The 17,535-nt window shown below is 31.9% G+C and carries 25 protein-coding genes; 15 read left to right on the plus strand and 10 right to left on the minus strand.

Annotation, left to right across the window (positions count from 1 at the left end; all coding sequences use genetic code 11):
- Nucleotides 1-145 precede the first annotated feature (145 nt).
- On the plus strand, nucleotides 146-871 hold the full coding sequence (locus AAGG74_RS16255; RefSeq protein WP_429676250.1) for a phospholipase A2 family protein: 726 nt from the start codon (nucleotides 146-148) through the stop codon (nucleotides 869-871).
- A gap of 80 nt (nucleotides 872-951) precedes the next feature.
- Here the strand turns inward: AAGG74_RS16255 and AAGG74_RS16260 are convergent, their stop codons facing one another.
- Entirely contained in the window at nucleotides 952-1,203 is a 252-nt protein-coding gene (locus AAGG74_RS16260; protein WP_429676251.1) for a YesK family protein, read from the minus strand.
- A gap of 269 nt (nucleotides 1,204-1,472) precedes the next feature.
- Complete coding sequence (locus tag AAGG74_RS16265) at nucleotides 1,473-2,378, minus strand: hypothetical protein (RefSeq protein WP_429676252.1); 906 nt, start codon at nucleotides 2,376-2,378, stop codon at nucleotides 1,473-1,475.
- Between the two features lie 192 nt (nucleotides 2,379-2,570).
- On the opposite strand from AAGG74_RS16265, the gene AAGG74_RS16270 reads away from it, so the two are divergent.
- Nucleotides 2,571-2,807 (plus strand): hypothetical protein, encoded by a 237-nt coding sequence (locus AAGG74_RS16270; RefSeq protein ID WP_429676253.1) that lies wholly within the window; start codon nucleotides 2,571-2,573, stop codon nucleotides 2,805-2,807.
- Between the two features lie 416 nt (nucleotides 2,808-3,223).
- On the opposite strand, the gene AAGG74_RS16275 is transcribed toward AAGG74_RS16270, so the two are convergent.
- On the minus strand, nucleotides 3,224-3,451 hold the full coding sequence (locus AAGG74_RS16275) for a hypothetical protein (RefSeq protein WP_429676254.1): 228 nt from the start codon (nucleotides 3,449-3,451) through the stop codon (nucleotides 3,224-3,226).
- 135 nt (nucleotides 3,452-3,586) lie between these two features.
- On the opposite strand from AAGG74_RS16275, the gene AAGG74_RS16280 reads away from it, so the two are divergent.
- From AAGG74_RS16280 to AAGG74_RS16300, 5 genes are all read left to right on the plus strand, one after another.
- Nucleotides 3,587-3,823 (plus strand): hypothetical protein, encoded by a 237-nt coding sequence (locus tag AAGG74_RS16280; RefSeq protein ID WP_429676255.1) that lies wholly within the window; start codon nucleotides 3,587-3,589, stop codon nucleotides 3,821-3,823.
- Nucleotides 3,824-3,893: 70 nt separating this feature from the next.
- Nucleotides 3,894-4,145, plus strand: coding sequence for a hypothetical protein (locus tag AAGG74_RS16285; protein ID WP_429676256.1), 252 nt, complete (start codon nucleotides 3,894-3,896; stop codon nucleotides 4,143-4,145).
- Between the two features lie 278 nt (nucleotides 4,146-4,423).
- The gene (locus AAGG74_RS16290; protein WP_429676854.1) at nucleotides 4,424-4,774 is read left to right on the plus strand and encodes a NucA/NucB deoxyribonuclease domain-containing protein; all 351 of its coding nucleotides are present in this window, start codon (nucleotides 4,424-4,426) and stop codon (nucleotides 4,772-4,774) included.
- 169 nt (nucleotides 4,775-4,943) lie between these two features.
- The gene (locus AAGG74_RS16295) at nucleotides 4,944-5,075 is read left to right on the plus strand and encodes a hypothetical protein (RefSeq protein WP_429676257.1); all 132 of its coding nucleotides are present in this window, start codon (nucleotides 4,944-4,946) and stop codon (nucleotides 5,073-5,075) included.
- A 265-nt stretch (nucleotides 5,076-5,340) separates the two neighbouring features.
- Complete coding sequence (locus AAGG74_RS16300; protein ID WP_429676258.1) at nucleotides 5,341-5,775, plus strand: hypothetical protein; 435 nt, start codon at nucleotides 5,341-5,343, stop codon at nucleotides 5,773-5,775.
- A gap of 285 nt (nucleotides 5,776-6,060) precedes the next feature.
- On the opposite strand, the gene AAGG74_RS16305 is transcribed toward AAGG74_RS16300, so the two are convergent.
- The 3 genes from AAGG74_RS16305 to AAGG74_RS16315 all read right to left on the minus strand — a co-directional run bounded on the left by AAGG74_RS16305 (nucleotide 6,061) and on the right by AAGG74_RS16315 (nucleotide 8,540).
- Entirely contained in the window at nucleotides 6,061-6,243 is a 183-nt protein-coding gene (locus AAGG74_RS16305; protein ID WP_429676259.1) for a hypothetical protein, read from the minus strand.
- Nucleotides 6,244-6,290: 47 nt separating this feature from the next.
- Nucleotides 6,291-7,241 (minus strand): hypothetical protein, encoded by a 951-nt coding sequence (locus AAGG74_RS16310; protein WP_429676260.1) that lies wholly within the window; start codon nucleotides 7,239-7,241, stop codon nucleotides 6,291-6,293.
- 231 nt (nucleotides 7,242-7,472) lie between these two features.
- On the minus strand, nucleotides 7,473-8,540 hold the full coding sequence (locus AAGG74_RS16315; protein ID WP_429676261.1) for an SAVED domain-containing protein: 1,068 nt from the start codon (nucleotides 8,538-8,540) through the stop codon (nucleotides 7,473-7,475).
- 183 nt (nucleotides 8,541-8,723) lie between these two features.
- Here AAGG74_RS16315 and AAGG74_RS16320 point away from each other — a divergent pair, with 183 nt between their 5' ends.
- The 3 genes from AAGG74_RS16320 (at nucleotide 8,724) to AAGG74_RS16330 (ending at nucleotide 10,673) form a co-directional block, all read left to right on the plus strand.
- Nucleotides 8,724-9,440: a hypothetical protein gene (locus AAGG74_RS16320; protein ID WP_429676262.1), complete on the plus strand. Its 717-nt coding sequence runs from the start codon at nucleotides 8,724-8,726 to the stop codon at nucleotides 9,438-9,440.
- Between the two features lies 1 nt (nucleotide 9,441).
- Nucleotides 9,442-10,101 (plus strand): hypothetical protein, encoded by a 660-nt coding sequence (locus tag AAGG74_RS16325; protein WP_429676263.1) that lies wholly within the window; start codon nucleotides 9,442-9,444, stop codon nucleotides 10,099-10,101.
- Between the two features lie 398 nt (nucleotides 10,102-10,499).
- Nucleotides 10,500-10,673, plus strand: coding sequence for a hypothetical protein (locus AAGG74_RS16330; RefSeq protein ID WP_429676264.1), 174 nt, complete (start codon nucleotides 10,500-10,502; stop codon nucleotides 10,671-10,673).
- 244 nt (nucleotides 10,674-10,917) lie between these two features.
- Here AAGG74_RS16330 and AAGG74_RS16335 read toward each other — a convergent pair whose 3' ends face one another.
- The 3 genes from AAGG74_RS16335 to AAGG74_RS16345 all read right to left on the minus strand — a co-directional run bounded on the left by AAGG74_RS16335 (nucleotide 10,918) and on the right by AAGG74_RS16345 (nucleotide 12,822).
- Nucleotides 10,918-11,328 (minus strand): hypothetical protein, encoded by a 411-nt coding sequence (locus tag AAGG74_RS16335; protein ID WP_429676265.1) that lies wholly within the window; start codon nucleotides 11,326-11,328, stop codon nucleotides 10,918-10,920.
- A gap of 843 nt (nucleotides 11,329-12,171) precedes the next feature.
- Complete coding sequence (locus AAGG74_RS16340; protein ID WP_429676266.1) at nucleotides 12,172-12,498, minus strand: hypothetical protein; 327 nt, start codon at nucleotides 12,496-12,498, stop codon at nucleotides 12,172-12,174.
- A gap of 150 nt (nucleotides 12,499-12,648) precedes the next feature.
- Entirely contained in the window at nucleotides 12,649-12,822 is a 174-nt protein-coding gene (locus AAGG74_RS16345) for a hypothetical protein (protein ID WP_429676267.1), read from the minus strand.
- A gap of 133 nt (nucleotides 12,823-12,955) precedes the next feature.
- Here AAGG74_RS16345 and AAGG74_RS16350 point away from each other — a divergent pair, with 133 nt between their 5' ends.
- The 5 genes from AAGG74_RS16350 (at nucleotide 12,956) to AAGG74_RS16370 (ending at nucleotide 15,076) form a co-directional block, all read left to right on the plus strand.
- Complete coding sequence (locus tag AAGG74_RS16350) at nucleotides 12,956-13,195, plus strand: hypothetical protein (protein WP_429676268.1); 240 nt, start codon at nucleotides 12,956-12,958, stop codon at nucleotides 13,193-13,195.
- A gap of 5 nt (nucleotides 13,196-13,200) precedes the next feature.
- Entirely contained in the window at nucleotides 13,201-13,608 is a 408-nt protein-coding gene (locus AAGG74_RS16355) for a hypothetical protein (protein ID WP_429676269.1), read from the plus strand.
- An 89-nt stretch (nucleotides 13,609-13,697) separates the two neighbouring features.
- Nucleotides 13,698-14,174, plus strand: coding sequence for a hypothetical protein (locus tag AAGG74_RS16360; RefSeq protein WP_429676270.1), 477 nt, complete (start codon nucleotides 13,698-13,700; stop codon nucleotides 14,172-14,174).
- 123 nt (nucleotides 14,175-14,297) lie between these two features.
- A complete protein-coding gene (locus tag AAGG74_RS16365) occupies nucleotides 14,298-14,441 on the plus strand; it encodes a hypothetical protein (protein ID WP_429676271.1) in 144 nt (47 codons plus the stop codon).
- Between the two features lie 176 nt (nucleotides 14,442-14,617).
- On the plus strand, nucleotides 14,618-15,076 hold the full coding sequence (locus AAGG74_RS16370; protein WP_429676272.1) for a hypothetical protein: 459 nt from the start codon (nucleotides 14,618-14,620) through the stop codon (nucleotides 15,074-15,076).
- 424 nt (nucleotides 15,077-15,500) lie between these two features.
- Here the strand turns inward: AAGG74_RS16370 and AAGG74_RS16375 are convergent, their stop codons facing one another.
- Entirely contained in the window at nucleotides 15,501-17,426 is a 1,926-nt protein-coding gene (locus AAGG74_RS16375) for a tRNA nucleotidyltransferase/poly(A) polymerase-related protein (protein ID WP_429676273.1), read from the minus strand.
- Between the last annotated feature and the right edge of the window lie 109 nt (nucleotides 17,427-17,535).

A 17,535-nucleotide genomic window follows, 5' to 3' on the forward strand; every position in this document is an offset into this window, starting at 1 on the left:
AATCTTCAGACCCTTCATCCATTAATTTCATCCTTTTTTTCAAGTTTTTTTACTTTTATTTTAGTTTCGAGGAGACTCTTTCACTTTAGTAAATGCCTGGCGGCTAACACAAGTTGCGCAACAATATAAAAAGGAGGATTCTATTATGATTCCGATCGTTGATGTAAAGTTCGGTAGAAAACTAACTGCCGAAGAAGCAATATCGGTGTTCGAGAATAAGGTGAAACAAAACGAGGAGTATCAACTAATCGCAAAGGAAAGTGACTTCTCAGAAAATAACATTGAATTTCTAGCAGCTCACAAATTCGAAGTTTTATTCGAGGATGTACAAGTTCCAACTTTTGTAACTAGACTTGTCATTAAGTCCGGAAAAGCTTTTATTAATTATCAGCTTTCAACAACAGATGGAAAACAGTCCGAAGCGTTGATGGGTTCTGTTCAGAAGAGCGACAAGGAATTGACTTCAATCATCGTAAATAACGGAGTTGTTGAAACAAAAAACTTTGAACACGCCGGAGAATCTGTTCAAGATTTCGCCGAAGGACTCCCAAACAACGATGATTATGTCGAAGGACAATCTCTCACATCTGTTAGCCCTTCATACAATTGGGGTGATGGTTGTTACCCATTTTATAGACATTGTGGGAAAAACTGCGGAGATAAAGGTGATTATGGCGGTGGAACTCCTAGAGATCCATATGATTCCTGCTGCCGAGCTCACGATCGTTGCTGGGATCGATTTGGAACAAACGATTGCGGATGCGATTGCCAGTTGAAAAGTTGCGCTAAATTGAACTGGAGATATGCACCACCTGTTCTTCACGCAATCTTAATGGCCTACTTCCCGCGCAAAAAAAATTGCAGATGCTAGTTCGAGTTTAAACTTTAATCTCTAGCGAGATTATCCGTTTTACAAAGAACTACCGCAAAAAAATAACCCCGAAAACGGGGTTATTTTTTCTGAGCAACAAAGAAGGCGAAAATTGTAAAGATAAAGATTATTATCCCTAGAATACTGTAAGCAGCTCCTTCGAATCCTCTAACAATAAAATATCCAATACAAAACAATATCACTGAGATGATTACCCCTGCATAAGCGGGCACTTTAGCTGAAGACGCTGATTTTTTCTTCAATGTCATCGAAAGAACAATTATGATGATGCCAATAAGAGCTCCTAACCCAAGAGGTGCGAATAAAAACAATTCAAACACCCTCCTTCAAATGATTATTCTTATAAATGTCATTATGCACATTTCAATCAATGATTTTATCCAGTCGATGTAAGCAACAACACATCGATTGTATCAAACCTCTTTAGTTAAAACACAGTGTAAATGTACTCATCTTATTTCACTTTACATTGTATGCTTACCGAAAATAATAATTACTTAAACAGAAAATCTAAATCAGAAAGCATACTTGGAAGTTGGATTCATACCAAAGTAAAACAGCCATTATAATATGGCTGTTTTTATGAACCTGCATTTGAGACTCCGGTAACATTAAAATCATAAACTAATTTATATAAACTATTGGAGTTATTTTTTACACTTAAACATTTAGGAACATAATTTTTAATTGTATTCGAAGTCGGAGAAATTCCTTTGTAAGAACAATTCGATGTAGAGACGTCTTTTACTTTATATTTAAGAGTCACTTTGTAAGTATACGTTTCTTCACCTTTCTCGTCCCCCCCTTTAAAAACAGTTCCTGTATAATCAGCTCTCCATATCCTTGTGTCTATAGATTTACTGTTTACAGTTCCACTGTATTCTTGTTTGTACATATGTTCTTCTCTGTCTGGGTCATCACTATAAGATATGTTCCCTGACTTATGTAATACACCTGAATACCCATCAGAGCGGTAATTAATTGAATCAATAAAATTATTTGGAGAATCACTTTCCTCAGTTATTGTTATTGTTTTACTTGACGCCGGTGTATAAGTACCGCTTACAACATATGGAGATCCATTCAAATTAAGAGTTCCTGAGTACCCTTCATCATCTGAGTATCCTTGAGTATTGGAAAAGATACCGTCATTTGAATACGAAGACAACGAAGCTTTTTTTTCGTACTTTTGAGGATTAAATACAACTGAACTACTTGTCGGTTTGCCATTATCAACTGTAATATTTATTTGACCATCATCTAAATCATATGAAACGTCCCCATTATCGGAAGAAATAGAACCAACCGAATCGAAGTTTATTGGCAAACTAAACGTTTTAGTCTGCTTTTGACTAGTACTTTCGGAAAAATTAAAAGTTTGAGTTGAAGATGCTGCGGAAACTAACACTGGATTTAACATAACTAATGTGATCCCAAGGGTTAGGCACAAACTTTTTTCTAAAAAACTAAATTTATATGCTTTCACTTTTATCACCTCTTTTCATTAAAATGTATACTTGATTTCTGTATGAAAACAAGATTTTTTTGTAATTCACTTCAGTGGCTCTTTCTACTTAATTTTCTCTTTCTCAACACGAACAATTAAAGATTTTTCGTTTTACAAAAGAAAATAACAGTTATAATATCAAAAACGAACAACAACAAAAGGAGTTTTAGGATGCCACGATTAATGACTGAAAAAGACAAAGCGAATTATGTTAACCAACTAACGCAAATGACTAAATCAGATTTGATTTCCGAAACGAAAATAAATATTCAAAACGCAGCTTGGAGCAATAGCCTTACCTTAGATAACGATGATCACTGGAAAGCAGAGGTATGTGCTTCAGAGTTTCAACGCAGAAATGACAATACCGGTTACAAAATAGCCCACGAAAGAGCTATGAAAAATTAAAATAGAGCTGTTAAATGGTCATCTAATTTAGATACCAAAAAAAGAACTCATAACAAAGAATTTGTATATTTGGATTCTATGAAATTTAAACTTACGATACTCAAAATACATAAAATAAGATTGCTACAACGTTTTGTAGCAGTCTTTTTCTTTACCACCCACCATCAAACCAATTACAAAAATAATGAGGATTTTTCTTTAAACACCTAATATATATTACGAGGTGTTCCAATTGAAAAATTCTTTAATTAATAAACGTATGCTCGGATATATCTATGCCGGATTAATCATATATATCTTATCTTTGGAGTTTTATTCAGAATTGGCCTTATTCGGGAGTAAGTTATTAACGATACTATAGGAAAAACCGCTAATGAGCGGTTTTTTGTTAGTTATTCATAAGTTGTCTTTTCTTATTATGGACAGATCAATCCTAGCTGAACTTTTTTCCATTCAAGACCTTGTAACTCCATATCTTCAGCCTTTTTAAAAATTTCTTTTGATAATCCTTTGTTTTTAAAATCTGTTGTAAAAACTGTTGCAAAATTTTCACTCAAAGCAATCGTGATTTCCTTCGTTTCAAAATCATAAACGATATAGTTGTATCTACCTTTTTCATACGATCTTATAATCCAGTGGCCCATCTTTGTCCTTCTCTCTTAATCTAATATACGATAATTATAATCCAAACTTTTCTCTTAAGAAAAAATAATTTTATCCCCTATACATAAAAAAAATCGTTATAGTACGGAAAAACAAATGAAAAAGAGGGATATCAAATGGAGACAGTTTATCAAGTTGTTACAGAAGGACACGGCGCAAAACTATATACAAAAGATGAATTTTTCGAAACGTTTAGACCTACTGATTCCGAATTAAATCCTAGCCGCAGAATTGAACTGCAAGGACAACCGAAACTCCCAGGACTTTATGGACCTATGTATGGAGGCATCCAGGACAACAACGTTATTATCAGATATGAATGTGCAGCGTCATATAGAATGTATTCGTATTGACAACAACATTGCTTAGCATTGGTTATTGTTATCGCATATAAAAATTGATTAGTTAAAAGGAGACTTTAAAATGAAAAATGAAACGTATGAATACCCGTGGGATGCTCCCGAATTTAGTTCAAATAATGAGGATCAGGAAGCCGAAGAAAACGAAGAAAATTACCCTTATATGGAACGAGATGAAGACGGATTTTATTCAGGTGAATGTGAATGCGGAGGAATTGTAACACCTATGTATGATGAGACTCCTTTCTGGATAGCCTTCTGCAAAAAGTGCAAAAAAAGTTGGGAAAACTCAGAAAGCAGCCCTTTACCATATTAAGATTATAAATAAAAAGAGAGTGGGAAAAATCCTACTCTTTTTAATTTCTTCTTTTTTTACACCAAGCTGGAAAAACTCTGATCTGCCCTAATGAGTTTTTCTTTTTTTAATCTTCACTGCACTTTTTAGATATATAATATGTAAGTCGTTAATAACAATAGAAATTCTAAGGAGAGAAAAACGTGAAAAAAGTAATCAGCTTAGTTATTCTAATACTTATCGCTTATTTTGGATACCACGAATACCAAGGAAATCAATCTGTTGAAAACAACAGCCAAATGGTTAATAAGCAAGACAAATCTAAATACGATATAACAATCGACTTCCCTGAAGATAAATATCCAGAGACAGCTGAACATATCAAAGAAGCAATAAAAAAAGGAGAATCAAATGTATGTACAATCGATAGAGACGGATCCGAGGAAAATCGAAAGGAATCTTTAGAAGGCATTCCAACTAAAAAAGGTTATGATCGTGATGAGTGGCCAATGGCTATGTGTGCCGAAGGTGGAACTGGTGCAGACATAATGTATATCTCCCCTTCTGATAACCGCGGAGCAGGTTCCTGGTTTAGCCACAAATTAAGCGAATACCCAGATGGCACTAAAGTTAAAGTCGTTGTTAACTAAATAAACATACATACACAAACCATTCCTTGCGAATGGTTTTTCTTTATATATAAGGAAAATTCCTTGGTAATTGCTTTATCACATTCATTAAATTAAAATTATAAGAAGTACTGTTAAATTTAAATATGAATATATTAAGACATAAATTTTTATACCAAGGAGGAATTCGATGTCTAATCCGAACGAAAAAAAAATCGATGATAAGTTACTTCAGCAAGTTGTTAAAGAAGCAAAAGACTTCGTTAAGCCTAATCCCAATCCAGAAAGTTTCAAATATCCTGGAAGAAAAAAAAGAACGTAAACCTGTCAGCACATAACCTTCGTTTTAGAAAGATTTACAGTTAACAACTTAAAAGGCTTGCCCGTTTTTTTTCTACACGAAAAGCGGGACAGCGACAATTCTTAATCATTTAAGAACAGATCACAATTACACAAATGAACAGTTCCCCATCCAGATTAGAATTTGCTGAAGGCCAAATATTAAAACGCACTGAAGATATCATTTATTGGAAATCGGATTACTTCATTGCACCTAGAATTAATTAAACAAGGAAGGCGGTAAAAAAGTGAGCAAACTTGATTTCGAAACAGACAAAGCAAAGGCAGAGGAACTAACAATTGAAGAACTAGACTATAAACTACATAAAAACCCCATATTAAATGAGCTCGGAATCCAACATTTAGATGCTATTAAAAGGAGATTTATGTTTGAATCGAATTGGGATTCTAAATATCATCAGACCCCCTACAATTCCAACTTAAGTGATAAATATTTTATGGAGAAAAATATATTAAAAAATGATTTAGAGTATATGAGAAAATTATTTTGGATTCGCGAATGCTATATTGAATTGATGGAAAAAGGAAATCTTGACGGCAAGAGTATGACAAAAGAGGATTTCAAACAAATATTCGATATAACAGAAGCAGAATTTCACGGTATTGCTTATTCTGTATTTATGTTTGGAACAGATTCTTCAGAATTAAATCCTTTTAAATAAATCCCGTTGGTTTTTTGGCGAATCTTACAGAAACTGAATTCTCCGATGTGATAGCCAAAGGTTATCACGATAAAGGCTATTTTCGAGGTATCCAAACAGCTTTTGACAGACTCAAAAAGCTGCAAAAAAAAAGAAGACATAACGGAAGACCTTCTCGAGCGTCTGATTAATCGAGTTAAAGAGTGATACCCTGTATAATAGTCAGAGGCTTCACATTAAATTAATTTAATCTATAAAATTGAGCTTAAAAAAATAACCCAATATAAAACTGGGTTATTTTATTTTTTATCGCTTTTTATAAGAATAGATTGGTATACGGTTTGGGCTAATTTCCGCAACTTTTCCTATTCTTTTTCGGTAGATTAATTGTTCTTTATCCGAATCATTTTTAACAAACTCTTGTGCCTCTTTAATGATACTTGAAATTTCCACTCCACCTATCAATTTGTTTGTTGAACCACTTCTCACTTTTTCCCTCTCCCTTGAGTAGATGTTCGTTCTTTATCACTTTTTTTCTATTCCTGTATTGTTCCATTCCTAAGTTGGTTTTCACTTTGCATTGTTTGTGTTGTTTCCATTAATCGACGGTTAAATTCAAGTAATACCATAGATTGAGTATACGTTTTATGCACTGTAGCAACAATCGAACACAATGTAGCAATTACAATTTCATCATCCTCATCAAACTCGTAGTTATAGCTGCTTAGCAAAATAACATATTCCTTTTCTTCATAACCAGCAAGACCTTTTACTTTATACATTAAATAATTTTGATAGAATGGCAAATTCTCTTCTTTCCCTATGCTTACTCCGCATCCATAATCATTAACAGCTGCAATTGATTTTTTCACTATGCTTTTTTTATTCGAATTTAAAAATTCATCCAAAGTTAAAATTTCAAAATCAAATGCAGAACGAAATTGTTCATCGTATATATTTTGCATCTGCTTGAACATTGCTGTTAAATAACCTAAAAGAGTTTTATCCTCAACACTGTCGGAGAATTTCTTTTGATTTCCCAAAGTACTAAAATGTTTAATGATATCTAATTTTGTTCTTTGGTTATCAATTTTTTCTAAAGTTTGAGAGTTGTTTTCCGCCCCTGAGCTAACACCGAACCCTAAGAAGCTTACATTCCCTACTCCTTTAACTGTGATTGCTAACATCCAATAACCAATAAGGATGACAAAATATCGAAAAATGCTTCTCGTCCATACTCCATCAACAGTTTTTTGGTCAAACAACTTGTTAATTCGATCAATAAATCCTTTTGGTTCATCTGTTTTTTCAACGGTTTTTACTTCTTTTGTTTTTTCGGTTTTTCCGTTAACTACTTTTTCAACTTCCTTTGTTTCAGTTTCAACATTTTTTTCATCAGTATGCACAACTATGCTATCATTTTGAACATCATTTAATTCTTTGATAAATGAACAAGTATTCAATATAAATAGCACGACTAAAACCATAAATAAGATCCTTTTAAATCTATCTTTTTTTGTAGAAATGTTATTTTTGTTTTTGTATAACATAACATCAAATCCTTTCTGTACCCTATTTCATCCTTTTTATTTGGTCTTATTTAAGCCCATTGATAATATAATGATTTTTTGTATTTTTGGATGAAATTTTCCAAAATAAAAAGACTCGTTTATTTAAACGAGTCTTTAATATTTATAACGGAAAGATTATAAAACGATCTAACATTCAACGTATTTGGTTCCTTCTTCATTAAAGGATATGCCCCACTTATAAGCTGGTATAGAATTATTTTTGTAATGATAAATAATTGTTTCCTTTAAGTAAGTTTCTGGAGTTATTTTTTTTCCCAATTCATAAGCTAGAGAGCTCTGACACGACATAACCAGGTGGATTTTTCTCAACTTTGGATATGCATTACTCAGTTCAATTATTAAGTCGAATATCTTTTTAGAGTAATTATGTACCTGCTCTTTGAATTGAATAGCATTGTGTTTCGGTTCATCTACTTGTAGTTCAATAAAAGGTGCATTAAACTGTTGCACTTGATGTTTTTTTATTTCCATCGTAACACTTACTCCCAAAACAATCTCTTCAGCCTCTTCTAAATTCAAACTATCTAAAGACTCTTTGAGTTTCAGTTCGGGAAATTCTTCTTTTTTTGTTGGCCATCTTTTCTTTTGACAACTTTCTAGTTTTGTAAGCCTTTGTTCAAACTTCTGGTATTCATAATATTCTTTTATTGGCGCCCCTCTATCACATTGTCCCGCAAACATAATAAGTGGTATCGGCGCTTCACCTGTATAGCCTTTATTCACCTCTTTAGATTCTGAATAAAAGGTTTCCATTCTTTTTTTAATTAAATCAGTGGCTTTTTCATAACACTCCCGGTCCATCTTCAGAAAAAACTCACTCAAATCAATCTCACGTTCTTTATATTCGAACTGGTTTAATCCAATATCTTTTCTAAAGTCTTCAATTCTTCTCTGTTTGGTACCTAAAAGGTTGATTACGCAAAGTTTGTTTTTTACGTAGTACCCCATCCACATACCTACTAATAAAAGGGCAAAACCCGCTATTAGCTGTATCATATTGTTTGACTCTGTTTCTTTTGAAAACAATGCAAAAATTTTATCCATACCACTTCCGAAAGAAGAAGTAATCAATGTTAGGCCGGTGGCGCTAACTTGATATGCAAATCCTGTCTCAATTTGATTATTTTTTTTCTTTTTGATTAACATATAAAATCCAAACAGGAGTATACCAACAGAAATAATAATCCAAAGCAAATAGCAACAACCTTCCTTAATTTCTTAAATCGCCATAATCTTTCCAAACATATTTTAGCACAAGATTTAAGTTTTTTTTGAAGTCTTCTTTAATTTGCAGACAAGTATTTTTCCTAATATGTCTCCCTATTATAATGAAATAAGGTATGATAACAAAAAAAGGTTTGAAATGAGGTAATTGTAATGAAATCGTTTGTTGATACATATGCAGAAGGAACTGAAGAAAGAAAAAAAGCAGAAATAGCAATGGAATATGTCGGAGCTAATATCGAGGAACTTTATCTAACATCTAACTTTCTTAGCCCTTATTTGCTATGGGATGGAGGTTTTACAACTTTAGAATTACTAACACTTGGCGAAGACTTAAAGGTTTTCGATCAATACAATGGAATATGGACAAAACTCAAAAATGACATCAGTAAACTTAAACAAGAAAATAGCTACACTAAGATTTTTTATATGATGTCTAACCAACTTAAATTCGCCATATATGATCTTTATATGAACGAGATTCCTGGTGACCAAGCTTATAAAGTGTTTAAAGACATTTACTCAAGTTCCGAATATAACTTTGATCTTCTAAATTGGGAAGATATTAAAGAGCTTTGCCAGGAACAGAATCAAAACGATATTAAATTATTGAAAAAAAAGTTTGGGAACGAGATTACCATTTATAGAGGCGAAACCCATCGCAGCGATAAAGAGGGATATAGCTGGACAACAAACTATGATATTGCAGATTGGTTTGCAAAACGCTTCGAAAGCAATGGCGTTGTCTTGAAAGGTAAAGTGAATGCAGATGATGTTTTAACTTTCTTTGATAATAAAGAGTCTGAGGTCTTAGTTCCTCGTGATTTAGTCCAGATTATCGACGACAATCACAGCCAAGGAGCGATTTGAATTGACTGTTGAGATAAAAAAAGAAGTTGATTGGGACAAAGTGCAAACATTTATAGACGAAACATTTGAAGAACATTATCCTTCTTTGTTCATTCACGATCTTACACCTATATACGATCATTATCATTATGACCTAAAAGCACCAGAGCAAAAAACAATTAAAGATGTACTTTATTCTTATTTCGCCAAGAACAAACGTAACATCACTCTACAATTGAGTTCTATTGGTAAACCTCGAGATAAGTCAAAAACAAATACATCTATTCAATTAGATAAATTACGGAGACTCTTTAATTTGCTCAAGGCATACTTTTTTGTTGGCGTAGATCTTGAAAATAATAAAGTAAACAAAATTGATTACTATATAAACGATAATCAATTTAACAAAGAAGATATATCCCAAATTCTAACTCTTTCGAGTGAATTAGGAATTGATGTCTCAGCTTATGAAATTATCCATTTGTTCGGCGGACCAATTGATTTAGAGGACAGTAAGTTCAGAAATGAAATTGAATCAATTACTTCACTAGCTTTGAACGAAATAGATTGGGGGTTTGACTCTATTAAAACTCAATACGAAAGTAGTTACGATAAAGTAATAAATGATATAAATAAACAAAACATTTATTTCGATGAGAGCAACGAAGTTGATAAAAAATAAACCACTGCCTTGAGTAGTGGTTTTTCATTGTTGAAATATTTTTTTATTTTCCAATTTCAGTTTGATTTTTTTTATAATGAAAATATAATTTTTAAAAACATTGTAAAGGAGTTTTTAAAGATGATAAATGTCATAAGAATTCTTGTTCTAATTTCGTGTCTCGGCTTATTAATGTATTCCGGAGCAAAAGAAGGTGTGGATCCTCATATCACTCTTTTAGTGAGTATTTCATCTCTCCTTTTCTTGTTTACCGTAGGGTACATTGCCGTTTCAATAAAAGGTAAGATTGCAAATCGATTCTTTAAAAATTGAATTGCAATTTGGCTAACCATAAATTCATTAATTTAACCAAATTTCAGATTTTGGTTTGTAATATGAAAAATAAGGGAGTGTTGAATATGACTTTTTTTGACTATCTACATAATTATAATTACGAGGATACTTCAGATCTTGTAAACAAAATGAAAATGGAAGGAAAAACAGAAAAAGAGATCGAGGAAACAATTGATAATCTTTGCGAAAAATATGAAGAAGAATGTATTATTAACGGACAAGAGGCAATCTTTAATTAAAATTTAAACCTTTCAAAAAAGAGACTAAAATTGTCTCTTTTTTTGTCTTTAAATCCCCTTTTATCTCAACCATATCCATTGATTATTTCTTTTCTCTTTCTTATAACAAAACATAACTATATCGATCATATTCAGATCTTTTCCACCTACTCAATCTTTCATCTACAACAACAATATGCTATATCTAATCTCTTTGCGTTTAAATTAAAAGACATCTAAATTAATAGATGTCTATTTTTTGTTTTTATTTAATCACAGACTGCACAGAATCTGATAATGCATCACCAATTGTGTTTTGGAACCAATATTTAATTCCATTTTTAGCTTCTTCTTTTTGTTGTTCTGTTAGTTCCACGCCTTGGAGATCTAAATACTTTTGTAAATAAAGTTCGATTGTATAATCTCTCATCTTTTCTTCATTGTTTTCTAAAAGAGTACGAGAAGACTCTTCAAAAATCTTTTCAACTTTATCAGGTTTAACTTCAGTTTCTTTAATTCCATTCCAGACATAACATTCTTCTTCGTCAACAAGACTAATCTGTTCTTCATCTAACCCTTCAATATCTTTATCTATTACTGTAACAGGTAACTTATTCTTATCTGTCAAGACCTCTTCAATGCTTCCATCATTAATTACAATTACAATATTATTCATTTTTATTTCCCTCCATTACGATTTTTAAAATTATAAATCATAATTTAGAGTTTTATGAAAAATTTTTTAAAAAAATAAAAAAAGACCTTTCCTTATGAGCCCCGACCTAAGGAATAAAGTCTATTCGTCAAATTCGATAATGATATTCTCAAACAAGGGCATATTTTAATTGCTCAGACCAGACTGAATGTAACTGGGTTAAATTCGTTAGGTAAATGCCTCGAGAACTATTCAGAGTCTACAAGCTTTAGCAACGCCCGCTAAGGATTAAAGAATAATTTAAAAAGAAAGACACAAACAAATCAAAAGACATTGCAGTGTCTAAAGTCTGTTTGTGTCAACAACGGAGGAATAAGCCGTATAAAAGATATAAACGAAATATCCGTCCGACAAGACATTATAGGTAGCTTCAATTTTTAAAAGCTAGAGTGTGGCACCACTCTGGCTTTTTATATTTTATGCAAAAATCTTAATTATTAACCCTTAAGTGATCAAAGGTTTACAAGATCATTGCATATCACAAAATAGAAGCTTACCTTTAATATACATTTTTTCACATTGAAAATCAATCAGTTTAATAAAAAAACAAGAACGCCCCAGACTCCTACATCTTGGCGTTCCTCTCCATAAAATCAGACTTAGTGAAATCCAATTCTTACATACCAAGAAAAAGCTCCCACCCTTTTACTTGGCTTTGTTCTTTAATTTACATAATAAAAAACAGCATAACATTCAGCCAAATTGTTCATTCCAATAGCAGCTTACATTATAGACTGTTAATACAATCGTATTATACACTTTTTATCTCAGTCAAGTCATCTAAAAAAAAACAAAAACCTTTATCTACTTTATCTTATCTTTTTTGCAATATTCTTCGAAAATCTCTTTGAAATTTTCATTAGACAGATCATCCATTAACTCAAAATATTTACTTGGATCGAAATAAACCAAATTCTGATTAACCACTCTGAAAGCAATCGGATTATAATTTGTTGTTTTTAGAATTTCATCTAATTTTTCTTGATAATAGTTTACCTTGTGGCCCCCTTTTTTTAATAGCAATTCGATCAGATTGCATACTGCTACTTTATCCCACTCGGAAACAACGTCTTCTTTTAATATTGAAAAGGCAAGGTTTTTATTTCCATACATAAAAATTCTTATGTTCATTTGTTCTACGCCCCTTTTATTTTTCTTTCTTATTACATTTGATGTCTGTGTTAAAAACACCTCCTTCTTAACCGAATTAGCTATCTAAAGATATTGGATTATCCCTAACAAAAAAACGCAAGGTCAAATACCTTACGTCTGCTTTCAACTTTAAATATCGTCGTTGCCCCCTTCTTCTCCAAATGCCATCTCGAACGTCTTTTTTATTATTTCGTTCCGTTTCCTAATTTCTTCATTCGTCATATCTTCTAAATCTACAGGCGGAAAGGACACAAAGTCTTTTGCTTCTTGCATTAATCTTTCTCTTTCTGATATTTTTTTCATTCTCTGTTACCCCTTTATAATTGTTTTGTTTTTATTTTAGCTCTAAATCTGAATTATAATTAAAAAAAATTTTTTATCCGTTTTTAAAAATTAGAATTATAATATAAAAAAATCGAAAGGAAGTTGTTGTACTATGGCAATTGCGAAAATCGTTCCAGAAAAAGATTGGGAAGTCTTAAGAGAATACTTAATTGGCTCTGACGTTGTCCTCATTAAGGAAAGCATAGCCAAAAAATTTTCAATTACTTCAAATGAAATGGTATTAGAGGATTATGAGTTTGGCGGAGATCCAGACCTTAAAGTCGATATGGTTTCTAGCACTAATCATTATGCACTTGATTATATCAAAGATTTAGACCAGGAAAAGGAGTAATAAAAATGAATCAAACAATCAATAGTGAGCAAAAATTTTTTATTACAGATGACGGTTTGGTACCACAATGGGTTGAAGTAAAATCAGAAAGTGAGTTCCTTATTGTCGAAGTTGATCCTAACTATGGAGGATATATCATCAAAGAAAATAACATTAACCTTAATGACTTTTCAGAAGTAGAAATTCTCAACGAAATTAAACCATTTGGTTATAGTTCTATTACGAATCTAATGGATTTATACGGCACTGACAGTTATCAGCAAATTATTGCAGAATGTATTGCTGAAAGCCGAACACCTGATGAATCCGATACGACTTATATTTTTGAGAAACCCAATGTATTAAAAGAAAAACTCAAAGAATTGTATAATATCGATTGGACGAACGGCGACTCTTGGTTCGAAGATCATTAAGATTTAAACAATTAAAAACAAGACATATTATCAACCTACACACTATGCTATGTCTTCTTATAAAAAACATTAGAAAAGGATGATTAACAATGGACAGAAAATTGGTTGTCGAAAAATTCGAAAAGATCCTAAAAAGAACAATTGAAGGTCCCGAAATTCTCGAACAAATATTATCCGAGGAATTCCAAGCGAATTTAAGAAATCAAAATGACGCACAAATTGCTTTTGATATGTTAGATTCATCTTTAAAAGGATTAATCAGTGAGTACTTTTGTTACACTTTAACTGACCCAGAACATTCTTGGACAGTTACAATTGGCGAAGAATTTAAAGGAGGAAATTTAAATGATTATTTATCTTCTTTTAAAGAACACTATAGCGAAAACTTCATATCTTTAAATGATATGACAAGTAAATTAGAAAACCAAATTTTAAAGGATATGAGCAACTCGGGCTGCGACTGCAAATCAGCACTTGCAATGATTTTAGAAGAAGATTTAGGTTTAGAAGGTATTTTCTCCATCTCCGGAGCTGACGCAGAACCTAGAATCGAATTTATTTCATAAAAACAAAAGCGAATTGAAATTCAATTCGCTTTTTTAATGCTTTCTTAAATTTAAACATTTTGATAGCAAATTTCATTTCTGTCGTTATAATACAAATAATTTTAAAGCAAGGAGATGATAAATATGGCCAACCCAATATATTACGATGGAAGCAAAGATCCTAAATTCCAAAGTAAACAGTCTGTAAAAGAAGTCATTATAAAACCCAACAAAGAATACAAACAAAACAAAAATTCTTTATCTTACTCGTATCCCGTTCACTTTTGAACAATATAGGAACGTAGATTTCGTTTTTTAAAATCTGCGTTCTTCTTTTGTTTAAATCCTAAATTTCGAACACATTCCATTATTACATATTAGTAATTCTCATTTTCGTTTTACTTTTATTGACTTGTGAAAAATACAGTCTATAATTTAAAAGTTTATGAAAAAGAGGTGACAAAATGAAAAAGCATACATCAATATTTGTTTTAGGACTTATAGGATCAATTCTAGGTCTCGTTGGATCCCTCACTTGGTTTGCAACTGGAACAGGATTTTGGGCAGGATTTTATGATGGATTAATGGGTTATGACTATTCAGGCTCATTATCTGACGATGCTATCGGTTTTGGAGTTTTCTTCGCTTTCGTACAGAGTGCGATCACATTAGCAGCATTCATACTCACTTTAATCAAAAGTATTCCTTCTAACCTAGAAAAATCACTACATAACAGTGGAATTTGGTTGCTTACTTTAGGTATTATTACTTTAGTAATTAATATTTCTCTCATAGTTCCAAGTATTTTGGTTATCATCGCTGGATCACTTGCATTGAGCAGATCAAATCAAAAACTTAAAACTACTGAAACAGTTGTAGAAACACCAGTAACTGAATCGACTACTGAAACAAAATCTGAATAAGATTCAAAACAACATAAAAAAATGAAGCATATTAATAGCTTCATTTTTCATTAAATATTTACATATAAAATTGGAGGTAATCGTATGTTAAGCTTCGAAGCTTTTGAAAACGCTATCAATTCTATCAATGCCTGTACAAATGCACTCTTAAAAGAAGAATTAAATCAACTACTTTCAACTGAAATTCTAAAAAATCTCAATTACACGAGCAACCACTTTTATTACAATACATTAGAGATATTTTTCTCAAAGATCATAAATGACATCTCTGTAAATGGTAAGACAATTTACGACGGATTCCGCGAGGTAATTCATTTAAGCGAATCTTTTAGGTATGTTTAATGCCTAAATCTTTTCAGAAAGTTAGTTCTGTATTAGAAAAAACAATAAGGTGATGGCGCAACGCCTCACCTTATAAATATATTCACGATAATTTCAAAATCGTTTTAAATATTTGTATTTCTTGTTTTCTGATGTTTTCTTGATAATGATACTCTACATCATCCGCTTGCAATCCTTGATTAAACAGTTCCTTTTTAGATACAGTTGCTTGGATGTTTTCTCTGTTGTTAAAGAACTCTCTTATTAAACGATCGTTGTCCAGTAATAACTCAACATCTTCTACATAAGTATCAAGCAGATCATACTTTTCCTTCAAGGAACAAACCATTTTTTCTATTTTATTTTTATTTTCAACCGCATTTAAAATATATATATTAGCCAGCTCTTCAAAAACCTGAACAACACTCTCTTTATTCTTTAGCCTTCCCATTGAGTCGGCCGCACACACAATTAAAAAGCTCGATAAGTCCATCTTATCGTTAATTCCTGCATCTTTTGAGTAATAATAATATGTGTTAAACATACCAGAACGAATTGCTTTTTCTTTAAGATAGTTTATCTTTTCATCACTACTCAAATTCTTAATAAGATTCCATTCTTTTTTGTCTATCGTTTTCTTCCTAACCTCTTCTTTAAATCTAAGAGGCAAGTTTTTAAATAATCTTGTCACCACATATTTTTTAGACAACAGTAAAGAGACGTATGAGTCCAAGTCATTCATATTGTCTTTTATCCCTTGCAAAGTGACAAAACATTCTTCATACAATTTAATTTCTTCTTGTTGAAATTGCTTTTTCTTTATGCCGCCTAAGAATTTATACAAAAGTTTTGCCGGCTTAACCTTTCTAAAGTTAAGATGCATCATCATATGGTGTTCAGTTATAGTTTCCATATGGTCTTTCCAATGGTTGATGTTCCATCGTTTTAAGAATTCTTTAACAATAGGGATCCCTTCTTTTTCGTGGCCAATGTATCTGTATCTATTTAAATCTTGGTCGAATGTTTGAGTAACGGCTTTTCCTACATCGTGAAATATTGCTGATACCACATTATTTTCTAGTCCCTTAGAATAATTCGGGTGCATTTTTTTTGTCAATATGGAAGCAGCTAACGTAACTTGCTTAGTGTGCTCAAAAACATTCCCTTCCGGATGCTTTCCTGGTGAATGTTCAAATTCATTTAATCGACCCACTTCTGGCAAGATTTTTTCAAGTAACCCACACTCTTTCATAGTTTGAAGGAACAAATCAGGCCTCTTACCAATCGCTGCTTTTTTTGTTTCTTCATACACTCTACTTATTGGCAGGTAATCAATTTCTTTGCGTAATTTTGCTAAGCATTTTAATGTATTATGCTCAATTGTAAAACCTAGTTTTGAAGCAAATCTTCCAGCCCTAATCCCTCTTAATGGATCCTGGGGAAGTTTACAAGAATACGTTTTTCCGTCCATTTCAATACAATATTCTCCGTTAACAACTTTAATTTCATTCTCTTGCAAGCCTTCAATCTTTTCCTCAATGAATATCCCTCTTATTAGTTTGTTTTGTATATCCTCTTTTCCTCCGTAAGGATCAATCAATTCACTTGTATCTAAATCAATCGCCATAGCATTCATTGTAAAATCCCGTCTTTTCAGATCATCAATTATCGTTGTTTGTTTTTCATACACAAAAGAAAAACCGTTATGCCCATTGCCCGATTTGATTTCATTTCTTACCAATGCGACTTCAGAAACTTCCTGATCAATTTCTAATAAATAGACCGGTGTTTTTTCCTTAACAATCTCACCGTTTTTGTGAATTAAAGATTCCGCACCGATTTTTTTCGCTTCTGGGAATAATACTTCAAATTCCAATACAGTAAGTCCAGAAACAGCATAATCTCTATCCTTGTATTGGAAATCTTTTTGTTCTAATTCACTAATGATCTTGTCACGAACATACCCCCCTACCAAATATCCTTTTGCATTTTTCATTTTTAATCTTTTGACGAATTCTTCTTTGTTCAACTAAGTCACCTTCAATACTTCTTTTTCATTATTATATTCTGGATTTTCTTTTTATCTGAAAATATGTGCCTTTTTTGATCTTTGTTGTTTTTTTCTTCTTTTTTAATAA

The sequence above is a fragment of the Bacillus mexicanus genome (genome assembly GCF_050445615.1).
In the GTDB taxonomy this organism is placed as follows: Bacteria; Bacillota; Bacilli; order Bacillales; family Bacillaceae; genus Bacillus; species Bacillus mexicanus.